At 63.5% G+C, this 19,549-nt stretch carries 20 protein-coding genes; 6 read left to right on the top strand and 14 right to left on the bottom strand.

Annotated features, from left to right (window positions below):
• Positions 1–34 precede the first annotated feature (34 nt).
• Positions 35–1,816 carry an FAD-dependent oxidoreductase gene (locus NCT04_RS04240; RefSeq protein ID WP_250463884.1) on the top strand — a complete coding sequence of 594 codons (1,782 nt, stop codon included), beginning with the start codon at positions 35–37 and terminating at the stop codon, positions 1,814–1,816.
• 4 nt (positions 1,817–1,820) lie between these two features.
• Here NCT04_RS04240 and NCT04_RS04235 read toward each other — a convergent pair whose 3' ends face one another.
• Genes NCT04_RS04235 through NCT04_RS04205 form a run of 7 tightly spaced genes read right to left on the bottom strand, consistent with a single transcriptional unit; the run spans position 1,821 to position 9,412 of the window.
• Positions 1,821–2,570, bottom strand: coding sequence for an SDR family NAD(P)-dependent oxidoreductase (locus tag NCT04_RS04235; RefSeq protein WP_284507686.1), 750 nt, complete (start codon positions 2,568–2,570; stop codon positions 1,821–1,823).
• Positions 2,571–2,572: 2 nt separating this feature from the next.
• Positions 2,573–3,427 carry a sugar phosphate isomerase/epimerase family protein gene (locus tag NCT04_RS04230; protein WP_250463881.1) on the bottom strand — a complete coding sequence of 285 codons (855 nt, stop codon included), beginning with the start codon at positions 3,425–3,427 and terminating at the stop codon, positions 2,573–2,575.
• 9 nt (positions 3,428–3,436) lie between these two features.
• Entirely contained in the window at positions 3,437–4,507 is a 1,071-nt protein-coding gene (locus NCT04_RS04225; RefSeq protein ID WP_250463878.1) for an ABC transporter substrate-binding protein, read from the bottom strand.
• 30 nt (positions 4,508–4,537) lie between these two features.
• Positions 4,538–5,284, bottom strand: coding sequence for a hypothetical protein (locus NCT04_RS04220; protein WP_250463837.1), 747 nt, complete (start codon positions 5,282–5,284; stop codon positions 4,538–4,540).
• Positions 5,281–6,354 (bottom strand): ABC transporter ATP-binding protein, encoded by a 1,074-nt coding sequence (locus NCT04_RS04215; RefSeq protein ID WP_244827372.1) that lies wholly within the window; start codon positions 6,352–6,354, stop codon positions 5,281–5,283. Before NCT04_RS04215 ends, NCT04_RS04220 begins: the two co-directional genes overlap by 4 nt.
• A 38-nt stretch (positions 6,355–6,392) precedes the next feature.
• Positions 6,393–8,123: an ABC transporter permease gene (locus NCT04_RS04210; protein WP_250463835.1), complete on the bottom strand. Its 1,731-nt coding sequence runs from the start codon at positions 8,121–8,123 to the stop codon at positions 6,393–6,395.
• A 23-nt stretch (positions 8,124–8,146) separates the two neighbouring features.
• Entirely contained in the window at positions 8,147–9,412 is a 1,266-nt protein-coding gene (locus tag NCT04_RS04205; protein WP_250463832.1) for a Gfo/Idh/MocA family protein, read from the bottom strand.
• Positions 9,413–9,577: 165 nt separating this feature from the next.
• On the opposite strand from NCT04_RS04205, the gene NCT04_RS04200 reads away from it, so the two are divergent.
• Entirely contained in the window at positions 9,578–10,228 is a 651-nt protein-coding gene (locus NCT04_RS04200) for a DUF4286 family protein (RefSeq protein ID WP_250463830.1), read from the top strand.
• 11 nt (positions 10,229–10,239) lie between these two features.
• On the opposite strand, the gene NCT04_RS04195 is transcribed toward NCT04_RS04200, so the two are convergent.
• Genes NCT04_RS04195 through NCT04_RS04170 form a run of 6 tightly spaced genes read right to left on the bottom strand, consistent with a single transcriptional unit; the run spans position 10,240 to position 14,892 of the window.
• Positions 10,240–11,028, bottom strand: a complete 789-nt coding sequence (locus tag NCT04_RS04195; protein WP_250463827.1) for an enoyl-CoA hydratase-related protein — start codon at positions 11,026–11,028, stop codon at positions 10,240–10,242.
• A gap of 10 nt (positions 11,029–11,038) precedes the next feature.
• Entirely contained in the window at positions 11,039–11,872 is an 834-nt protein-coding gene (gene aroE, locus NCT04_RS04190) for a shikimate dehydrogenase (protein ID WP_250463824.1), read from the bottom strand.
• A complete protein-coding gene (locus NCT04_RS04185; RefSeq protein WP_250463821.1) occupies positions 11,869–13,092 on the bottom strand; it encodes a CaiB/BaiF CoA transferase family protein in 1,224 nt (407 codons plus the stop codon). The genes aroE and NCT04_RS04185 overlap by 4 nt, the downstream gene beginning before the upstream one ends.
• Complete coding sequence (locus tag NCT04_RS04180) at positions 13,092–13,550, bottom strand: MaoC family dehydratase (protein ID WP_250463818.1); 459 nt, start codon at positions 13,548–13,550, stop codon at positions 13,092–13,094. The genes NCT04_RS04185 and NCT04_RS04180 overlap by 1 nt, the downstream gene beginning before the upstream one ends.
• A 1-nt stretch (position 13,551) precedes the next feature.
• Positions 13,552–13,944: a VOC family protein gene (locus tag NCT04_RS04175; RefSeq protein WP_250463815.1), complete on the bottom strand. Its 393-nt coding sequence runs from the start codon at positions 13,942–13,944 to the stop codon at positions 13,552–13,554.
• 12 nt (positions 13,945–13,956) lie between these two features.
• Positions 13,957–14,892, bottom strand: a complete 936-nt coding sequence (locus NCT04_RS04170) for a ketopantoate reductase family protein (RefSeq protein WP_250463813.1) — start codon at positions 14,890–14,892, stop codon at positions 13,957–13,959.
• Between the two features lie 123 nt (positions 14,893–15,015).
• On the opposite strand from NCT04_RS04170, the gene NCT04_RS04165 reads away from it, so the two are divergent.
• From NCT04_RS04165 to NCT04_RS04155, 3 genes are all read left to right on the top strand, one after another.
• Positions 15,016–15,921: a LysR family transcriptional regulator gene (locus tag NCT04_RS04165; RefSeq protein WP_250463810.1), complete on the top strand. Its 906-nt coding sequence runs from the start codon at positions 15,016–15,018 to the stop codon at positions 15,919–15,921.
• 550 nt (positions 15,922–16,471) lie between these two features.
• Positions 16,472–16,621, top strand: a complete 150-nt coding sequence (locus tag NCT04_RS04160) for a hypothetical protein (protein WP_244827361.1) — start codon at positions 16,472–16,474, stop codon at positions 16,619–16,621.
• A gap of 207 nt (positions 16,622–16,828) precedes the next feature.
• Entirely contained in the window at positions 16,829–17,446 is a 618-nt protein-coding gene (locus NCT04_RS04155) for a chorismate mutase (RefSeq protein ID WP_250463807.1), read from the top strand.
• Here NCT04_RS04155 and NCT04_RS04150 read toward each other — a convergent pair.
• On the bottom strand, positions 17,443–18,600 hold the full coding sequence (locus NCT04_RS04150) for an exonuclease domain-containing protein (RefSeq protein ID WP_250463804.1): 1,158 nt from the start codon (positions 18,598–18,600) through the stop codon (positions 17,443–17,445). The genes NCT04_RS04155 and NCT04_RS04150 overlap by 4 nt on opposite strands.
• Before the next feature lie 660 nt (positions 18,601–19,260).
• Here NCT04_RS04150 and NCT04_RS04145 point away from each other — a divergent pair.
• Positions 19,261–19,494: a hypothetical protein gene (locus tag NCT04_RS04145; RefSeq protein ID WP_250464028.1), complete on the top strand. Its 234-nt coding sequence runs from the start codon at positions 19,261–19,263 to the stop codon at positions 19,492–19,494.
• The last annotated feature ends 55 nt before the right edge of the window (positions 19,495–19,549 follow it).

Below are 19,549 nucleotides of genomic sequence, written 5' to 3'. Positions count from 1 at the left end.
AGCCACAATCGAACACCACGAACCGGCCTGGCACATGAATACTCCGAATCAAATCGACTGCGACCTGCTGGTCGTGGGCTCCGGCGCCTCGGGTCTCGCTGCCGCCGTCACCGCGGCGTGGCACGGGCTCAAAGTGGTCGTCGTGGAGAAGGACGACGTCTTCGGCGGCGCCACGGCATGGTCGGGCGGCTGGATGTGGGTGCCGGGCAATCCGCTCGCACGACGCGCGGGCATCATCGAAGATCCGCAACAGCCGCGCACGTATCTCAGGAACGAGTTGGGAGATCGTTACGATCCCGAACGCGTCGATGCCTTTCTGGACAATTGTCCGCACATGGTCGGCTTCTTTCACGAGCACACCGCGCTCCGGTTCGTGGACGGAAATCAGATTCCCGATGTGCATGGCCACGTCGAAGGCGCCGCGACGCAAGGGCATCAGGTGATCGCCGCGCCCTACGATGCGCGCGAAATCGGTCCGCTCAACAAGCGCCTGCGCAAGACCATGCGCGAAACTTCGTTCATGGGCATGCCGATCATGGCGGGCGCCGACCTCATGGCCTTTCTGAGCATGACACGCTCGTTCGGCTCGTTCATCCACGTGACGAAGCGCTTCACGCGTCATTTGCGCGACCTCGCTTTTCACGGCCGCGCAATGCATCTCGTGAATGGCGTGGCGCTCGTCGGGCGTCTTGCCAAGTCCGCCGACGATCTCGGCGTGACCTTGATGGAGTCCGCGCCCGCGAAGCGTCTGATCGTCGAGGATGGCGCGGTGCATGGTGCTGTCGTATCGACGAAGAGAGGCGAAGTCACGATTCGCGCGGCGAAGGGCGTGGTGCTCGCCGCCGGCGGCTTTCCGAATGACCTCACGCGCCGCAAGGCGCTTTTCCCGCGCACGCCGACAGGCCGCGAGCATCTGGCGCTGCCGCCTGAAAGCTGCTCGGGCGATGGCATCAGCCTGGGTGAATCGGCGGGCGGCTCGCTCGTGACGGATGTCGCCTCGCCCGCCGCATGGGCGCCGGTATCGCGCGTCACGCATTCGGATGGCAGCATCGGGCACTTTCCGCACATCATCGATCGCGGCAAGCCCGGCGTGATCGGCGTGCTGTCGAACGGCAAGCGCTTCGTCAACGAAGCCGATGGCTATTACGACTACACCGCCGCTATGGTCGCGGGCGCGCCCGACGGTCAGGATGTCGCGTCATGGCTGATTTGCGATCACCAATTCTTGCGCCGATACGGCCTGGGCTACGTGCGGCCCTTCCCGGTTCCGATGCGCCGCTTCATCCGCAACGGCTACCTGCAACGCGGTTATTCGCTGGAAGAGCTGGCCGCCCGCTGCGGTATCGATTCCGATGCGCTGGTTAAAAGCGTCATCGCGTTCAATGACCACGCGCGGCGCGGCGAGGACCCGGAATTCGGACGCGGTTCGACGCCCTATAACCGCAAGATGGGCGACCCGTTGCATCAGGGGCCGAACCCGTGTGTGGCGCCTATCGAACACGGTCCGTTCTACGCGGTGAAGGTGTACCCGGGCAGCTTCGGCACCTTCGCGGGATTAAAGACGAACGGCTCGGCGCAAGTGCTCGATTTGCACGACCAGGCGATCGCCGGCCTTTACGCCGTGGGCACGGACATGGCGAGCGTGATGGGCGGATTCTATCCGTCAGGCGGAATCAATCTTGGTCCCGCGATGACCTTCGGCTATGTCGCGGGCCGGCATGCGGCGGGCATTCATCGTTACGAAGACGAAGACGCGGTGCAGGAGGATCTCGTTTTGCCGCTCGACCTGAACCGCGTGCCGACGCCGACGCATTGAAGCGTCAGTAAGTCGCCCGCCCGCCCGATGCATCGAACACCGCGCCTGTGGAAAACGAGCTCTCCTCGCTACTCAACCAGCGAATCAGGGCGGCGATTTCCTGCACGGTGCCGGGACGTCCCATCGGAATCTTGGCTTGCAGCATCTTCATCTGCTCGGGCGGCATCTGCGCGAGCAACTCGCTTTGCACGGATGCCGGCGCAATTGCATTGACGGTGATATTGCGCTGAGCCAGTTCCTTGCCGAGCGACTTCGTAAGGCCGATCACGCCCGCCTTCGAAGCCGAATACGCCGATTGGTTCGCGTTGCCTTCCTTGCCCGCAATCGACGCCATGTTGACCACGCGTCCATAACCGTTTCTGAGCAGATACGGCACGGCCGCCTTGCAGACGATGAACGTTGCGGTCAGGTTCAGCAGCAGCACCTTGTTCCACGCATCGAGCGGCATCTCCCACACCGACGCACTCGATCCGACGATCCCCGCGCTATTGACCACGATATCGAGCTTGCCCGTCTGCGCCACCGCCGCTTCGAGCGCGGCGCGTACTTCATCCTCGTTCGTGACGTCGACGCGTTGCGCAATCGCGCGCTCGCCCAGACGTTCCTGGCACGCGGTGAGCCGCTTCTGGTCGATGTCCCATAGGACCACCGTCGCGCCTTCCGACATCAAGCGCTCCGTGCACGCGAGCCCAATTCCCGATGCAGCGCCCGTCACGAGGGCGACGCGTCCTTCGAATGCCTGGCTGATCGTCATGTTCAACCTCGCTGGCTTGCGCGCCGCGCGAAGAAACGACGCGCGGCATCGGTGCAATGGGCTACCTTGCGTGCATCGGATAGATCGGCATCCGCCGCAACCGGCGTCTCGATCACGAGTTGCGCGCCGGCGGGCAAGCGGTCGAGAATCGCATCGAGCGGAATCACGCCATCGCCTAGATGCAGGCGCGCGGTGCGGGCTTCGTTGGCGAGCCCGTCGAGCGACGGACTTCGTTCGATGGCATCGCACAACTGCACGTAGGCAATACGTTCGGCCGGCACCGCGTCGAGTTCTTCCGGGCGCGCGCCGCTGCGATGAAAATGCAGCACGTCGAGAATCACGCCCGCGTTGGCGCGCCCCGCCGCATTCAGCCACTCGAGCGTTTCACCAAGCGTGCGCACGTCGCGATACAGCATGAATTCGACGCCCACATGCAGGCCGTATTCGGCGGCGGCATCGCACAAGCGGCCGAACAGTTCGATGCGTTCCGGCGCCGATAAAAACGCGTCGTTGGTCAGCAGTTCCGTGCCGACCGCCGAGATATGCGTCGCGCCCAGTTCCGCCCCGGTGGCGAGCGCCGCGCGATAAGTGTCGATATCGGCGGCGGGCGAAAGAATGAACGCTTCCACGTCGAACACGCGGATGTCGTTCGCACGGCACGCCGCCTTGATCTCGCGCACCACGTCTGGCCGGCCGATGACTTCGTGCGCGAGCGGCTTGGGCGTCGCCGTGCGCAAAAGCAAGCCGACCTTGCCGAGTCCCGCCGCCGCGGCGGCCTCGATCAGTGCAACGGGCGCGCCGCCCGCCACGGTCAGGTTCGCCACCGACACGTCATGCAAATTCACTTCCTCGATCATCGTTTCTCCTCAACGCGTATTGAAACCGGTGCTCGCCGACCACCACTTGAGGATCGTGTCGCGATCCTTCAGCGCCTGCGGCAAATCGAGCTTGAGCAGCTTGACGTTCGTAAGCGCGGGCAAGCCCTTCGGCGCGGCAACGTCCTTGCGCACCGGATACGCGCCCGCCGCCGCGAGCCGCGTCTGCGTCTCCGCGCTCAATGCGTAATCCAGAAAGAGCTTCGACGCGTTCGGATGCGGCGCCGTCTTGCTGATCGCCACCGCGTTGAACTGCGCCACCGCGCCCGATGCCGGCACTCTCACTTCAACCGGCACACCTTGCGTGATGAGACCCGTCGCGGCCGTCGTGTTGGTGAAAAAATCGAGCGGACGTTCGCCGGTTTGCAGCTTGGTCGTCATCACGCCCATGGAGGCCACCAGTTCCGCGTTGGTCTTGCGCACGCCCTTGAGGATCGCGCCGCCGGCTTCGGGTCCGTAATGCTGATAAAGACTCGCGATCACCGCGAAGGTCGCGGAAGACGACGCCGGATTCGTCGTCGCCACGAGTCCGTCCCATTCGTCCTTCGGCTTCGCGTAGTCCTGCCAGTCGGCGGGAATGGGCGCAGAACCGATCGACTGCTTGTTGTAGGCGAAGAGGCACAGCTGGCCGTTGCCGCGCAGATACGTCGTGCCCTGTGCGGGCGTGGCGATGGGCAAGAGCACGCCCTTGTCGCCGTACGACACATCGGCGAGCGTGCCCGACGCGCCCGCCGTGATGATGGTGTCCTCGGCCTGATAGAACACGTCCATCACCGGACGTCCCGCCTGCTGTTCGCCGATGAAGCGGTTATAGATCTGCCAGGCGTCGCCGGTCGCGGTCGTCACGTCGATGCCCGGATACTTCGCGGTGAATCCCTTGACGATGATCTGCACCGTGAAGAGATCGCCATACACCACGAGCTTGCCTTCCTTCTTCGCATCCGCGATCAGCGTGCTGTCGGGCTCGGCGTGCGCGATCAGCGGCGAGATGCCAAGCGCGAGCGCCGCGCTTCCGAGCGAGAGTGTCTGGACGAGGCGGCGCCGTTTTATCGAAGTGGTCATGTTGTCTCCTGATGATTTGTAGTCGTTCGGCTATTTCAGGTCGAAGCGTTCGGTGATGAGCGCGTCGTCGCGACGGAAGTGTTCGAGATGCGCAAGCTCGTCATAGTCCAGCCGGTACGCCTGCGCGTAATGCCCGGCTGAACGCACGCGTCCCGCGACGCCGCTTGCCACGAGTTGCTCGCGCACGTCCTCGAGACACGCGGCCAGTTCGTATCGATCGAAACCTTCGAGGATCACCACGCCCACCGCTTCGTTGCCCTCGCGCCCGGCCGGCAATGCTTCGCCGACGCGGATCGGCACGTTCCATTCGGGCGCGGCGAGATGCGCGCCGACCACGGGCGACAAACGCGTGAGGTCATCCACGAGCGCCGCGAGACGCGGCGCATCCTGCCGTGCATCGTCGGCGAAGTCGATCAAGAGCGTCGCCACCGTGCCGCCCGTGCCGCCGCCCGCGCTTGCCAGCACCCAGCAGTGATACGCAATGCGGTCGCGGTAATGCGGGCGCATCTTCAGAAACCAGGCGGTCTCCGTCACCTTGCACTTCGCGTGCTTCTCGTCGGTGAGCACGTCAAGACTCGTCAGCCCGTAAAACGTGAAGAAGCGCGGCATGTCGCCTTGTCCGTCGATACAGCGCCGCGCCCAGCGGATGCCGTCATCGCCGAGATAGGCCATGTGCTCGGGCACGTGGTCGCGCGTGTGCATCAGCGCAAACTCGCGGCCGTAGGCGGGCGGGATGTCGTTCCACATGGTAAAGAGACCGGTGCCGACAGCGATCATTGAAGCTCTCCTCTCATCAGGTGCAAATGCTGGGGCGCGACGCTCAGGGTGATTTCATCGCCGTTGGCGTAGCGTTCGAAGCCGGGCGTCACCACGGTCTGATCGCCGAGCGGCGTTTCCACGCGCAACTCGCGCCGGTCGCCGACGAACGAACTTTCACGCACGCGGCCCGGCACGCCCGCGTGCGAGCGCGCCTGCACGCGCCACGCTTCGGGCCGCACCATGCAGAGCGCTTCGTTGCCGTTGGCGGCGCCCGTCACATCGCCCTTCACGACGATCTGCCCGGATTGCGCCACGACTTCCGTTTCGCCCGCGTGCGAACGCAGCGCAACCGGAAAGAGATTGGCCTTGCCGAGAAACTCCGCGACATAGCGCACCGCCGGCCGGAAATACAGTTCCTCGGGCGCGCCGCGCTGCACGATACGTCCGCGATCGAATAGAAAGATTTCATCGGCGAGCGACATGGCTTCTTCCTGATCGTGCGTGACGAACAAGATGGTCGCGCCGATGCGCCGCTGCAGATTGCGAATCTCGTGACGCATCTCCACGCGCAGTTTCGCGTCGAGATTGCTGAGCGGCTCGTCCATCAGGATGAGACGCGGATCGGCCACGAGACAGCGCGCAATCGATACGCGCTGCTGCTGGCCGCCCGAGAGTTGCATCGCGCTGCGATCCACTTGCTGACCGAGCCCCACCGAAGCGAGCGTGTCGCGCACGCGCGTGTCGATGGCCGCATGCGCCGTGCCGCGCGCCCGCAGCGGCAGCGCGACGTTTTCCATCACGCTCAAATGCGGCCAGATGGCATACGACTGAAACACCATGCCGAGTTCGCGTTTCTCGGGCGGCAGGTCGATGTTGCGCGTCGATGAATACACGGTGCGCCCGTCGATCTCGATCTCGCCGCTCGTCGGCTGCTCCAGCCCGGCGATGCAGCGCAAGGTCGTGGTCTTGCCGCAGCCGCTCGCGCCCAGCAGCACCGTGATGGCGTTCGGGCGGAACTGCACCGTGAGATCGTCGATGGCGTGCACGCCGCCGAAGCGCTTGGTGAGGGACTGAATGGCAACGGTCATGGCGTGGACTCTCGTATCGGGTGAACGTATGGCGCGCGTCAGACAATCGAACTCTCGCGGCGGCGCGTGATGACGGCGACCGCCGCCATGACACCCACGCCCATCATCAGTTGCAGCAGCGAAAGCGCGGCCACTTGCGAGAATTGGCCGATCGACCAGGTATCGAAGCTGAGGATGGAAAGCGTGCGCGTCTCGGCGGTATAAAGCGGCAGCACGATGGAAAGCTCGGACACGAAGATGCTGTAGATCATCACCCAGCTCGAAATCACGCTCGGCATGATGAGCGGCAACGTGATGCGTGACAGCGCGCGCGTCCAGCCGTAGCCCGAGATGCGCGCGCTCTCTTCGAGTTCGGGATGAATCTGCACGAGACTGCTGGAAATGGCGCGCACCGAGTAGCTGATGTAGCGCCCCACCAGCGCGATGATGATGATCCACACCGTGCCGTACACGCCGACCCACTTCGGCATGGCGACCCAGAAGAAGAACACGCCGAGCGCGAAGGCGAGACTCGGCACCGACATCGGCAAAAGGACGATGGCTTCGATCCATTGACGGCCGCGCATCTTCGAGCGGGTCGTGAACCACGACACCGCGACGCCCAGAACCGTCGTCGCGCTCGCCGCGATGATCGTGATGAGAAGGCTGTTGACGAAGGTCGTGCGCACGTCCACCGTGGTCCAGAGAAAGCGCAGGTTGTTCCAGGTGAAGTGTCCCGACCACGCGTAGGTCGAAAACGCCGCCGCCGCGATGATCGCAATCGGCGCGAAGACCGTGAGCGCGAGATAGCACCAGATCGCGGCGGCGATCGCATGACGGCTCGCGCCGAGCTTCATCAGGCGCGGCCTGAATCCCTTGCCGGTGACGGTGACGAAGGAACGGCCGCGCAGCATCCATTGCTGCACGAGATTGGCCGCGACCGAAAGCACCATGAGATAGATCGCCAGCACGGCAACGATGCCCGCATCGGGCGGAAACTGCTGCAATTCGAGGTAGATGCGCGTAGTGACGAGATAAATCTCCTTCGCCATGCCAAGCAGCACAGGCGTGCCGAAGAGCCCGAGACTGATGACGAACGCGAGCACCGCGCCCGACAGAATGGACGGACCGACCACCGGCAGCGTGATGACGCGCATCGTGCGAAAGCGGCTGAGGCCGGCCACTTGCCCGGCTTCCTCGAGACTCGGGTCCATGTTCCGCAGCGCGCCGGCGACGATCATCATCACGTAAGGCGCGATGTAGATGCCCATCACCCAGACGATGCCGAGATACGAGTACACGTTGAACGGCTGGCCGATGCTCATCCACTTCGCCGCCACGTTGAAGATGCCGATGCGCGGCGCGCCGAACAGAATCCACGCAAACGCGCCGATGAACGGCGGAATGAAGATCGGCATGGCGGCGGCGCGTTCGAGAAAGCCGCGCCACGGCACGTTGGTGCGCACGAGACACCACGCGAGCATGACGCCGAGCGCGGTCGCGAGCAGCATGGAACCGAGCGCGATGACGAGCGTGTTGCCCATCGCGATCCAGTAGCTCATATCGCCGAATACCTTGCCGAAAGCGGCAAGCGATGCGCTGGCATGACCATTGTCGATACGCACGAAGCCGCGCAGGATCAACGCGCCGAGCGGCAGGACGATCAGCACGGCGAGCGCCGCGATGAGCAGCGCGAACATGCCGATCTGGTTCAGGCGGCGCGTGGAGATGCCTGCGCGCGCTGCGGGCGCGCGGTCGGCGGCAAGCGGCTGTACGTGATGTGGATTCAAACTTCGCTCCCGAAGTCGACGTGTCAGGACCGGCGGCGCATCTCGTCGATTTCCGCCTGATAGGGTGCGGCTTCGCCATCGATCACCTCGGCGAGGCTCACGCTGCGGCCGAGCCTGCCCGATTCGATCGGCGCATACGCGAGCGCGACATCGGCAAGCGCTTCCTCGCCGGTCACTTCGGGCGCTTTGCCGTGCATCACACAATCGGCGAGTTCGTGAAGCTGAAGCGCGAGAATGCGCTGGTCCACTTCGTCGAAGGCAAACGAATAGGTCCACGGACGCGCATCGCCGAAAAGCGCGGCAGCAACCGGCCCCAGGCGATAGCTCGGCGCGTGCTCGAGAATGCGCGCATCGGCGATGACGGAGCCATCGTCGAGATGAAGCGTGACAGGACGGCCATTGCGGTCGCCCGGCGCCACGATGGAGCCTTTCGAGCCGTGAATGACGCGGCTCTCGCGATGCTCGCCATGTCCCGCGCGATCGTTCACCCACTGGCCGATGGCGCCCGAAGCAAAGCGCAGTTGCGAATACGTGGCGTCGTCGCCGCTCGCTTCGAATTCCGTTGGCATGCCGCCCGGCGCGCGCCACCACTTGTCCGTCTCGGATGCCGAACCGCCTGCGCGCGCGGCCACGCGGCGCGTCTTCTCGTGCAGCCGGCTTTCGCCGTAGACGCTCGCCACGCCGCCCATGTAGAAGCGGATGATGTCCGCGTTGTGCACGCCCGAATCGAGTACCACCATGCCCGATGGCTTTTGATGCCGCCACGGCGTCTGCACCATCACATCGCGCCCGCCGATACTCGTTTCCAGCATCAGACGCGGCGTGCCGATGGCGCCATCGTCGAGCAGCGCCTTCACGAGCCGGTTGATCGGATCGCGCCGGAAATTTTCCGCGACCGAGAGCACGCGCCCGGCATCCCTCGCCGCATTCACGATCCTGCGGCACTCTGACACCGTGATGCCGAGCGGCTTTTCGCACAGCACGTGAAGGCCGGCCGCGAAGCACTGCAACGCGACGCTCATGTGCGAGCCGGCGTCCGTGGCGATATCGGCGGCAACGATCTCCGGATTTTCGCGCGCCATTTGGCCAATGTCCGCGTACACGGCGGGCCGCGCGCCGAAGAGCGCGGCGGCTTCGTCGGCCATGCTGCGCGCGCTCTCGGCGTTGAGATCGCAGACGGCCGCAAGCTCGATGTTCGCAAGTCCGCTGCGCTTCAGTTGCGCGAGACCGTGCAGATGTCGTCGTCCCATGCCGCTGCAGCCGATTGCGGCGTATCTGATGAAAGCCATGTGTCTCTCTCCGATGCCAGTTCGCTCGATGCAGCCGTCTGATCGCGGCCGTCTACGTACTTAGAAAGCGTATCGATTTTGGAAAGGTATTTCAATCGGTAATTGCATTACGGCAATGACGCGCGCATGCTCGTGATTCGACGACTTCTTCCACGGGGAACGCTCATGACGACGCGCACGCAGGCCATGGTCGTTATCCGCCACGACGTGGACGCGGACACGGTCGATGAATATCTGCGCTGGCATTCGTTCGAGCATCTGCCAGAACGGCTCGCCCTGCCCGGCTTCCGGCATGCGGAGCGATGGGAACGTATCAGTGGCGACGGGCCGCGCTATCTGTGCGTGATCGACGTCGATTCCGCGCGCGATCTCGAATCGCCGGCCTATCTCGCGAGACTCGACGCACCGACCGAGTGGACCCGCAAGCTGATGCCGCATTACCGGAATGTTCAGCGCGCGTTGTGCGAGACGCTCGTGGATGTGGGCGGCGGCCTGGCGCCTTTTCAATGGTGCATGCGCTTCGATCTCGAGCAAGGCGTCGATATCGGCGACACCATTCGCGAGCTTCGCGACGCACATGCGCTCACGCGCGTGCGGCTCGGCCGCGTCCACGACGCGCTCAGCGGCCGGCAGACCGAGGAAAAGCGCATGCGTGGAACGGAGGATACGGGCGGCTTCGGTCATCTGCTTTTCGCGGGCGCATTGACGCGCAATGCGCTGGAATGCGGCGCGGCGGCCATGCAAGACGCGCTCGGAGTATCGGCGGCGGATTGCGACCGCGCGCTCTTCCGGTTTTCCTACGCAAGCACCGCTTAGAACGCGGCGCTTCACTGTCCGGTCCAGTTCGGCTTGCGCTTCTCGGCAAACGCCTTCGGTCCTTCGCGGGCATCGTCGCTATCGAGCATGCGCCGCGCGAGCGGATAGTCTTCGTGCAGGGTCGCGGCAAGATTCGCTTGCGCAAGGCTTTGCAGCATCACTTGCTTGGATGCCTGAACAGCCAGCGGCGCACACGCGAGAATGTCTTCTGCCAGGGCGCGCGCGCGCTTCATCAGTTCAGCCGCCGGCACGACTTCATTGAGCAGACCGATGCGGCGCGCCTCATCGGCCGAGATGCGATTGCCGGTCAACACGAGGCCCATTGCGTCCTTCATGCCGATCTGCCTTGGCAAGCGCTGCAAGAGACCGCCGCCCAGCGCGGCCAGTCCGACGCGCGGCTCGGGCAAACCGAATTGCGCGTGATCGGAGGCGACACCCAGGTCGCATGCCGCGAGAATCTCCATGCCGCCGCCAAGACACAGGCCGTTCACCGCCGCGATCAATGGCTTGTAAAGATCGAAGCGATGCGTGATGCCCGCGAAACCCGTCGCGGGCTTCGTATGGTCGCCGCTCGCCGCCAGCGCCTTGAGGTCGGTGCCGACGCAGAATGCGCGCTCGCCGGCACCGGTCACGATGGCGACGCGTAATGAAGCATCGGCGGCGTATCGATCGAACGCTTCGGCCAGTTCCCGATGCGCCTGCGGATGCAGCGCGTTGAGCACCTCGGGACGATCGATCGTCAAGATGAGGAGCGGGCCTTCGACTTCGTAGCGGCAAAATCGAACCGTTTCGGGTGTCATGGATGCCTCGTCAGTCGAGCGGAACGGTGAGCCGATCGATTACCGCGCGCGTCCGCGGACGCACGCCGCGCCACCATTCGAAGGCTTCCGCTGCCTGTTCCACCAGCATGCCGACGCCATCGGCTATTTCCCTTACGCCGGCATTGCGCGCGAGCCGAAGGAACGGGGTCAACCGTTTGCCGTAGACGAGTTCGTAGGCAGCGCCGTCGGGATCGAACACGCTTGGCGGCACGGGCGGCAAGTCACCCGTGAGACTCGCGGAGGTCGCGTTGACCACGAGATCGAAGCCGCCCATGGCTTCGAGCGCGTCGTATCCGCAGGCCGTCAACGACGCTTGCGCGCCGACTTCGCGCACCAGCGCTTCGGCTTTCGGCACGGTTCGGTTCGCAATGACGAGTTCGGCGGGCCGCGCATCGAGAAACGGCAGCAGCGCCCCGCGCACCGCGCCGCCCGCGCCGAGCAGAAGCACGCGTTTGCCGGCCATCGGCAAACCGAGATTCATCTCGATGTCGCGCACCAGGCCGACGCCATCGAAGTTCTCGGCGACGACCTTGCCGTCTTCGAAGCTCATCGCGTTGGCGGCGCCCGCAAGGGTTGCGCGCTCGCTGCGTTCATCGGCCATGGCGAACGCCTTGAGCTTGAACGGCGCGGTCACGTTCATGCCCTTGCCACCGTCCGCGATGAACGCGCGCACCGTATCGGCAAAGGCGTCGTGCGGTTCGAGCGGTCCTTCGATTGCCGTGTAGCGCATGTCCTGCCGCGTTTCTTCCGCGAACAGGCCGTGGATCAAAGGAGATTTCGTGTGGCCGATCGGGTTGCCGATCACCGCGTACCGATCGCTCATCGCGGCCTCGCTTTCGAATACAGCACGCCGTCGGTCTGCATGGCGTCGATCTGCGCCGCGTCGAACCCCAGCGACTGCGCGACTTCCGCGTTGTGCTGACCGAGGTCCGGCCCGACTTCGCGAATGGTCGTATCGCAATCGGAGAAACGGAACGGCAGGTTCGGCAGACGCAGCTTGCCGAAGCGCGGATGCTCCTGCTCGATCACCATGCCACGCGCGATGATCTGCGGGTCCGCAAGCACTTCGTCGATCCGCTGCACCTTCGCGCACGGCACGTCGATGCTGTCGAGCAACGCAAGCACGTCGGCAACGGGCCGCGATGCGACCCAGGGCTTGACCACCGCGAGAATGTCGAGCCGATTCGCATTGCGCCCGTTGAGCGTGTGAAAGCGCGCGTCGGCGCCAAAGCCCGCCGGTGCGCCGTGCGCTTCGAGCAGCGCGGCGAAGCGCTTCCATGCATCGTCCACTTGCGCCGCGATCACGAGGTCGCCGTCGGCGGCGCGAAACACGCCATAGAGCGTCGATGTCGGCATGTCATGACCGGTTTGCTCGGGCACGACGCCTTGCATCGTGTAGCACTGGACCGCGTATTCGTGCATCGACACGAGCGTGTCGTAGAGCGCCATGTCGATATGCTGCCCGCGCCCGCTCTTCACGCGGCCGAGCAGCGCCGCATTGATCGCCGCGACCGCGTGAATGCCGGTGTACATGTCGCCGAGCGAAATACGCATCAGGGGCGGCGGCTCGCCGGGATTGCCGATCATCTGCATGATGCCGCTCTTCGCTTCCGCGATCAGCCCGAAGCCCGCGCGATGCGCGTCCGGTCCCGTGTGACCGTAAGCCGAGATCGAGCAATAGACGAGACCCGGATTGCGCGCGGACAGCTCTTCGTAACCGAGGCCGAGCTTGTTGAGCGCGCCCGGCCGGTAGTTCTCGACGAACACGTCCGCCGAGTCGCACAGGCGCTGCATGAATTCCTTGCCGCGCGCATCGCGCATGTTGACGCTGACGCCGCGCTTGCCCATGTTGAGTTGCAGGAAGTAGGCGCTTTGTTCGTCGTCGAGCACGGTTGCATGCTGCCGGCCCGCATCGCCGCTGACCGGACGTTCGACCTTGATGACTTCCGCGCCGAGCGCCGCGAGACAGCGTCCGACATAGGGACCAGCCAGAAAGTGGCTGTAATCGACGACGCGCATGCCTTCCAGAGGACGTGCCTGCATTACTTTGCTCCCGGTCGGCGCGGCACCATCAGACGATGCTCGCCATGCTGGACGACCTGCCCGTGCTGATTGATCAACTCCGACGGCAAGATGACGATGCCCCAGTCCGGACGGCTCTTGCTGGCACGCATCGAGCCGATGCGAAACCTCACATGCAGCACGTCGTCGACCTTGATCGGCAGGTTGAAGTCCCACGTCCAGCCAAGCGACATGCCCGGCAGGAAGCGGTAGTCGCTCTGCGTCTTGAGGCCGTCCGCGATGGACAAGCCGAAGAGTCCATGCGCGACGATCGAACCGAAGTGGCTCGCGTTGGCGTAGTCCTCATCGACGTGGACCGGCGTGTGGTCGCCCGTGAGGTCGGCGTAAGCGAGGATGCGCGCTTTCGTGACCGTATAGGTTGGGCTCGTGCACTCGTCGCCTTCGTGGGCGTCGTCCCAGTATTTATCGACAATCGTCATCTCATGCCTCCGAACGCGGATCGATGGAAAGCGCCCGTGCCACGCACGACGCGGGCTTGGCCTGAATCAGCTCGACGGCAAGGCCGTCCGGCAGGCGAATCCAGTTGCGTCCCTGCGGCATTTCAGTGACTTCGTGGCGCTGCGCGGCTCGAAGCGCCGCTTCCAGGTCCTCGCACATCACGCCCAGATGGCCGAGCCGGCCTTCGGGCGCGTCATGGTCCGGTTTGTGGATGAACTGCAGACCGCCGAGCGCCCAGTACTGGCGCGGTTCGTCGATCGTGCCGTCGACTTCGCGCATGGTCATGCCGAGCACGTCCTCGAAAAAACGGATGTGCCAGTGGATGTCCTTCACCCAGATGGCGACGTGTTCCAGATACGCCTTGCTGCCGTTCATGCGGTTGTCTCCTTATTCTTTTCGGTCGGTCATGGCCCGCTCGATGCCCTTGATGCAGGCGACGAGCGTCGCGTTGACGGGAGTCGGCACGCCGTGCCGCTCGCCCCAGCGCACGACCGCGCCGTTGATGAAATCGATCTCGGTAGCGGAGCCTTTTTCCAGGCTTTGCAGCATCGACGTCTTGAAGGCGGGCGAGAGCCCTTCGCCTGCGAGAATCCACGGCCGTTCCAGATCGGTGCCGGAGAGCGCGACGCCCGCCGCTTTCGCCACGGCCATCGCTTCGGCAACCGCCGCGAGAGACGTGGCCTTGAGATGCGCGTCTTCATAGAACTGGCCGTAAGTCAGGCCCGTGATGCCCGTGAGCGCGCCGGTGGCGACGTTGACGAGGAGCTTGTCCCACATCGTCCCGAGGATGTTGTCGCTGACCGTCGTGGCGAGCCCGGACGCGTTGAAGGTGTCGGCGATGGCCGCGACGCGCGCGGTAACGCGGCCGTCGAGTTCGCCCACGATGGTCGCCTTGCCGGCCACGCCCGACTCGATATGTCCCGCGCCACGCATGACGCCGCCGACGTATGTCTTGCCGGCCAGCACGCGTTCGCGTCCGACGATTCCCGCCAGCACGTCTTCATGCCCGAGACCGTTCTGCAGCGACAGCACCACCGTTTCGGGACCGATCAGTTCGAGCGCGCCGCGCATGGCGGCATCGGTATGAAAAGATTTGACCAGCACGATGATGAGATCGGCCGCGCCGGCATCGGCGGCTTGCGTCGTGGCGCGCACTGTGACGCGACGCGAGCCGGTGGCGTCGTCGACGAGCAGGCCGTCGCGGCGCATGGCGTCCACGTGCGCGACGGAGCGGTTCAGCAACCACACCTCGTTGCCGCCTTCGGTCAGCGCCGCACCGATGGCGCAGCCGAGCGCACCGGCACCCAGAATCGCGATTTTCACAGCCGTCCCCCTGATCTGCGACCAAGATACGGCTCACGGGTCATATCGGCAATGCAATGAATTCAATGACCACATTGCGTTTGGCAATATCACTCGCGCGGCTTGTTCCGTGACAATGGGCCGATGGAACCGATCGAACTTCCCGACCTCAAGCTGCTGCAACTCTTCGATTTGCTCTACGACGTGCGCAGCGTGACGCGCGTCGCAGAGCAGCTCGGACAAAGCCAGCCGACCATCAGCATCTGGCTCGGACGCTTGCGAACGCATCTGCAAGACCCGCTTTTCATTCGTACGCCGAGCGGCATGGCGCCCACGCCGCAGGCCGACGCGCTGATCGGTCCATGCCGGGAAATTCTCGAATCGCTGCGGCGCTTTGCTGCATGGGAAATTGCGTTCGATCCATCGACCGCCAAGCGGCGGTTTCGAATCTGCATGACCGACGCCAGTCACATCACGCTGCTCCCGCGGATGCTGGCGCATGTGCGCGCGCAGGCGCCCGGCGTGCGTCTCGATGCGGCGCGAATCGACGGCAACACGGAACGCGCCCTGGAATCCGGCGAGGCGGATCTGGCGATCGGACATGTGCCCTGGCTTGGCGGAGGAATCTACCAGCAGCAGTTATATATGCAGGATTGGGTTTGCCTGACCAACCGCAGCCACCCGAGGCTGCGCGCGAAGCTCAGCCGAAAGCAATATTGCGCCGAGGGACATGTGGCGATCGCAGCCGGCACGGGCGCGCAGTTGCTTGAGCAGGCGCTGCTGCGCGAGCATATCGAGCGCGATGTCGTGCTTGAACTGCCGGGCTTTCTCGGCCTCGGATCGATCATCAAGACCACCGACCTCATCGCCACGCTGCCGCGCAATATCGGCGAGACGCTGGCGCGAGTCAACGACGTCGCCGTTCACCCGTGCCCTTTTCCCGTCGATCGATTTGCCGTGCGTCAGCACTGGCATGCGCGATATCACCACGAAGCAGGAAACCGCTGGCTGCGATCCGTCGTGGCGCAGCTATTCGGCAGCGCAAGCTGATTTGCGTGACGCCATGAAGACGCTTTCAGTGTGCGATTACAACAGTACGGTTTCGATCCGAAACGCTTGCGTATTAACAGCGAAATCACCACACCGATTTCACATTCGGGCGTCACACTTCGATGATTGATTCTTTATGTGCGCTTTCGTACAACAACGAGCTATTTTCCGCTGCGCACAATCGAGCGTCAACGCTGGTTTCCCGGTATCGTTATATCCATAGAGGAATCGCTAAACTATTAGTGCGCGATGGCCTCACGGTCGCCGAGCCAAGCTGGGCGCGGCTTCCGGAGCTACCGATTATCTGGCTTTTTAAGTAATTTTTGCGTTGGACGATTTTTAAATTCGGTAATTCGTGACCACATGCTTATTTAAAACCGTTCGTACTGGATAAATCGCTCAAGTCGGACTGCCGGCGTACCGATAACGCATTCACACAGAACGCAGTAATGAATTCGCAAGGCCGCATGCGGCGCTGCAAAAGCCATGAAACGGGCTTGCGTCGCGGAATGGCTAGTAAGTAATCGTTGTCGACACAGAGGAGAGCATCATGGACGCCAGACCGACGAAAATCCCGACCCCCGACAAAGTGAACAGTCCGGACCCGGACCCGGTTGCCGTCGAATTTCTCGCCACCGAGTTGCCCGAGCATGTTCGCGCGTTCTTCGACGAACAGCGCAACTCGACCGGCTCGAAATAGGCGGGCGCGCTGATCGTCACGCCGTCGTCGTGAAAACGACGCCCAGTGCGCACGGCGCGCACGGACCTCACGGTCTCTTCATGGCAGAAGCCAGGCGAAGTCGCGCCTTATCCTTTTGACGGCAGCCGGGAGTCGTGCGGCAAGACTCGCCTATCCGGGATGAACTCTCACAGCGGTGCGTTATGCTGGCACTTTTGCATCGAGCCCATGCGCAGCCGATCTTTGACTTCTCTCCTCGCTTCATCTCGCGTGCTCGCGGTGACTGGCGTCGCCGCTCTGCTCTTCACGTTGTCGGCGCCCGTTAGCGCCGATGGCGACGACACCGCCTTCACCAATCTCATTGCTCTCGTCTCGCAACGGCTTGCGCTTGCCGAACCCGTCGCGCGCTGGAAGTGGGCGCGTCACGAACCGATCACCGATGAACCGCGCGAAGCCGCGCTCCTGAAGCAAGTCGAAGACAAAGCCAGCGCCGCGCAGGTCGATCCCGCGTTCGCGCGCCAGTTCTTTCGCGATCAGATCGATGCCAGCAAGGACGTGCAGAACGCGCTCTTCGCCAACTGGCGCGCGGCGAAGGCTGCGCCAGAAGGCACGCCGCCCGATCTCGCGCATGACACGCGCCCGAAGCTCGATCGCCTGACGCAGTCGCTCATGACCGCGCTCGCGCGCGTCGAACCGCTACGTCAAGCCGACGATTGTCCGCTGCGTCTTGCACAAAGCGTGGCGCGCTGGAAGCATCTGACGCGCTATGACTCGTCGATGAACGATCCGCTCTCACACGCGTTGTCGCATGTGTGCGCGGCGGGCGGCGTGGGCGCGGTTGGCTAGCTGGTGACCTGATTCGCGAAAGCTGCTGGCGCGCATTCGAGTGCGACGAACCCCAGTCCGCGCGCGAGGCGCTCGCCGAGGATGCGATAGGTAGCGAGTTCGAAGACGGGCGCCGAAGCAATCGCCGACAAGGCGCGCGCGTCGACGATGCTCCGAGCCGAACCGAGATATTGCCATCGGTCGATGACATGCCAGACGCGTTCGGCCATCGCCGGATCACGTTCTTCGATTGCGATTGGACCCGCATAGGGCCACGGCGCGCCACGCATGTCGCCGGTACGCGCCTTTGGCACGCGGTTATGCGCCGGCCGCAGTGCCGCCACCAGTTGCGCTTCGGCAAGCAACGCACCGATTTCTCCACCGGTCGCGCGCCACTCGACGCGCCGCACGAGCGCGGACAACCGCAAATCCTTCGCGGAACGGCGTGGCCCGACCAGATGCGAACGCACACGTTGACGCAAGCGCACGCTTCGGCCGACATATAGCGGGGCATCGTCGTCGCCGCGAAAGACGTAGACGCCGCAGCCAACCGGTATGCGCTCGATCGTGTCTTCATCGATATGAGCCGCGATCTGAAAGCGCCGCGTCACGCGTTCGACGTGCGCGCCCAGTAAATCGGCCGCGTGCGAGCGATGCAGATGCTGCCAGAACTGCCAAAGCAGATCCGCATCGGCGAGAGCACGGTGACGCGCGGACGGCACGAGCGCGTGACGCTCGACGAGCGCATCGAGTCCGTGGCGGCTTTCGGCGGGATACACGGCGCGCGAAAGTTGCACGGTGCACAGCACATCCGGCGTAAAGCGCAGGTCGAGCCGCCGGAATTCGCCCTTCAGGAAACCGTGATCGAAGTGGGCGTTGTGCGCGATGAAAAGCCGCCCGTTCATGCGTTCGAGCAGGTCTTGCGCGAGCGCTTCGAAGGTGGGCGCGTCGCGCACCATGGCATCGGTGATGCCCGTCAATTGCTGGATGAAGCCAGGAATCGGCTTCTGCGGGTTGACGAGCGTGGTCCACTGCGACACGCCGCTTGGCCCGACCTCGACGATGCCGATCTCCGTGATGCGATCGATGCCGAACGTGCCGCCCGTCGTCTCGAGATCGACGAAGACGATGGGATCGGTGGGAAGCTTGAATTCGGCGGGTGGATCGAAATGCATTATCGGACGGCGGGAGATTGCGGGATTCGCGGGAGTAAGCGATGGGACGAGATTGCCCATTCTAACGCAGCGGGGGTGACCGGGGCTTTGGTCGCCGAGCCGCGGTAATCGGTAAGTAATTCTCGTTAAGGGAATATATTGTCGGTTTACGTAATTACCCGGATTTACGATTTACGACGCTTGAGCCGTTGCAATTAATTTTTTTCGGCGACAATGTTGAACACGAATTTTGACACAATGGCGGATAACCCTGGTTACTTATGGGTTTTGGTGATGGTCGCTCAGTCAGCGTCCATACGCCGCCCGAGGCCGCTTCAGCTGGCCGTCAACCGGCGATGGGCGCGCCGCGAGCTACCGCGATGGGGTGCATCCTGCGAATCTCCGGTCTCACAAGTCAGAGGTCGATAATCGTTATCGAGCCCGGAAGATAATACGGCGACCGCTGTTGCACATTAACCAATCCGTAATTCAGACTAATCCTGATTACTGCTTTCCGTCATCGTTATTCCAAGCAACAGGCAGTGACGCATTGATTAAGTGAAAAAATTACCACGCCCGTAACCGATTTATTAAAATCGTAAGTGTTTACTCGTCTTGCCCAATTCTCTGCAATTAAGGATTATGGAAACTGACTCGCAACCAGTTGTAAAGGAGGACGCTGTGATAATCCGATTCAAGCGTATTGCGCATTGGTTGAAACTGGCATTCGCTCCGACCATTGCGCCGGAAACGTCATCGGCCGGCTTGCTCCAAATCGATCCTTCCTGGCACGGCGATCATTGGCAAAACCTGCTCGCATCGCCCATGGACGCCCGCCGCTACGTGATGGAGGATTGGGCAGTGCCGCTCGGCGCGGACGTCGTCGAGCGGGAAGAGGAGAAAGCCACGGCCTAGATTGCGGCCCGTGAGTTCGCGAAGTTTCAAGCAAAAAAAAGCGCGACCCGAAGAT

Source organism: Caballeronia sp. GAFFF2 (assembly GCF_023631485.1).
In the GTDB taxonomy this organism is placed as follows: Bacteria; Pseudomonadota; Gammaproteobacteria; order Burkholderiales; family Burkholderiaceae; genus Caballeronia.
This window is presented reverse-complemented; position numbering and strand designations above follow the sequence as displayed.

Bases quoted from the DNA above. Each gene is read 5' to 3' on its own strand.
- NCT04_RS04240 (WP_250463884.1), top strand. From the start codon at position 35: ATGAATACTCCGAATCAAATCGACTGCGACCTGCTGGTCGTGGGCTCC.
- NCT04_RS04235 (WP_284507686.1), bottom strand. From the start codon at position 2,570: ATGACGATCAGCCAGGCATTCGAAGGACGCGTCGCCCTCGTGACGGGC.
- NCT04_RS04230 (WP_250463881.1), bottom strand. From the start codon at position 3,427: ATGATCGAGGAAGTGAATTTGCATGACGTGTCGGTGGCGAACCTGACC.
- NCT04_RS04225 (WP_250463878.1), bottom strand. From the start codon at position 4,507: ATGACCACTTCGATAAAACGGCGCCGCCTCGTCCAGACACTCTCGCTC.
- NCT04_RS04220 (WP_250463837.1), bottom strand. From the start codon at position 5,284: ATGATCGCTGTCGGCACCGGTCTCTTTACCATGTGGAACGACATCCCG.
- NCT04_RS04215 (WP_244827372.1), bottom strand. From the start codon at position 6,354: ATGACCGTTGCCATTCAGTCCCTCACCAAGCGCTTCGGCGGCGTGCAC.
- NCT04_RS04205 (WP_250463832.1), bottom strand. From the start codon at position 9,412: ATGGCTTTCATCAGATACGCCGCAATCGGCTGCAGCGGCATGGGACGA.
- NCT04_RS04200 (WP_250463830.1), top strand. From the start codon at position 9,578: ATGACGACGCGCACGCAGGCCATGGTCGTTATCCGCCACGACGTGGAC.
- NCT04_RS04195 (WP_250463827.1), bottom strand. From the start codon at position 11,028: ATGACACCCGAAACGGTTCGATTTTGCCGCTACGAAGTCGAAGGCCCG.
- aroE (WP_250463824.1), bottom strand. From the start codon at position 11,872: ATGAGCGATCGGTACGCGGTGATCGGCAACCCGATCGGCCACACGAAA.
- NCT04_RS04185 (WP_250463821.1), bottom strand. From the start codon at position 13,092: ATGCAGGCACGTCCTCTGGAAGGCATGCGCGTCGTCGATTACAGCCAC.
- NCT04_RS04180 (WP_250463818.1), bottom strand. From the start codon at position 13,550: ATGACGATTGTCGATAAATACTGGGACGACGCCCACGAAGGCGACGAG.
- NCT04_RS04175 (WP_250463815.1), bottom strand. From the start codon at position 13,944: ATGAACGGCAGCAAGGCGTATCTGGAACACGTCGCCATCTGGGTGAAG.
- NCT04_RS04165 (WP_250463810.1), top strand. From the start codon at position 15,016: ATGGAACCGATCGAACTTCCCGACCTCAAGCTGCTGCAACTCTTCGAT.
- NCT04_RS04160 (WP_244827361.1), top strand. From the start codon at position 16,472: ATGGACGCCAGACCGACGAAAATCCCGACCCCCGACAAAGTGAACAGT.
- NCT04_RS04155 (WP_250463807.1), top strand. From the start codon at position 16,829: ATGCGCAGCCGATCTTTGACTTCTCTCCTCGCTTCATCTCGCGTGCTC.
- NCT04_RS04150 (WP_250463804.1), bottom strand. From the start codon at position 18,600: ATGCATTTCGATCCACCCGCCGAATTCAAGCTTCCCACCGATCCCATC.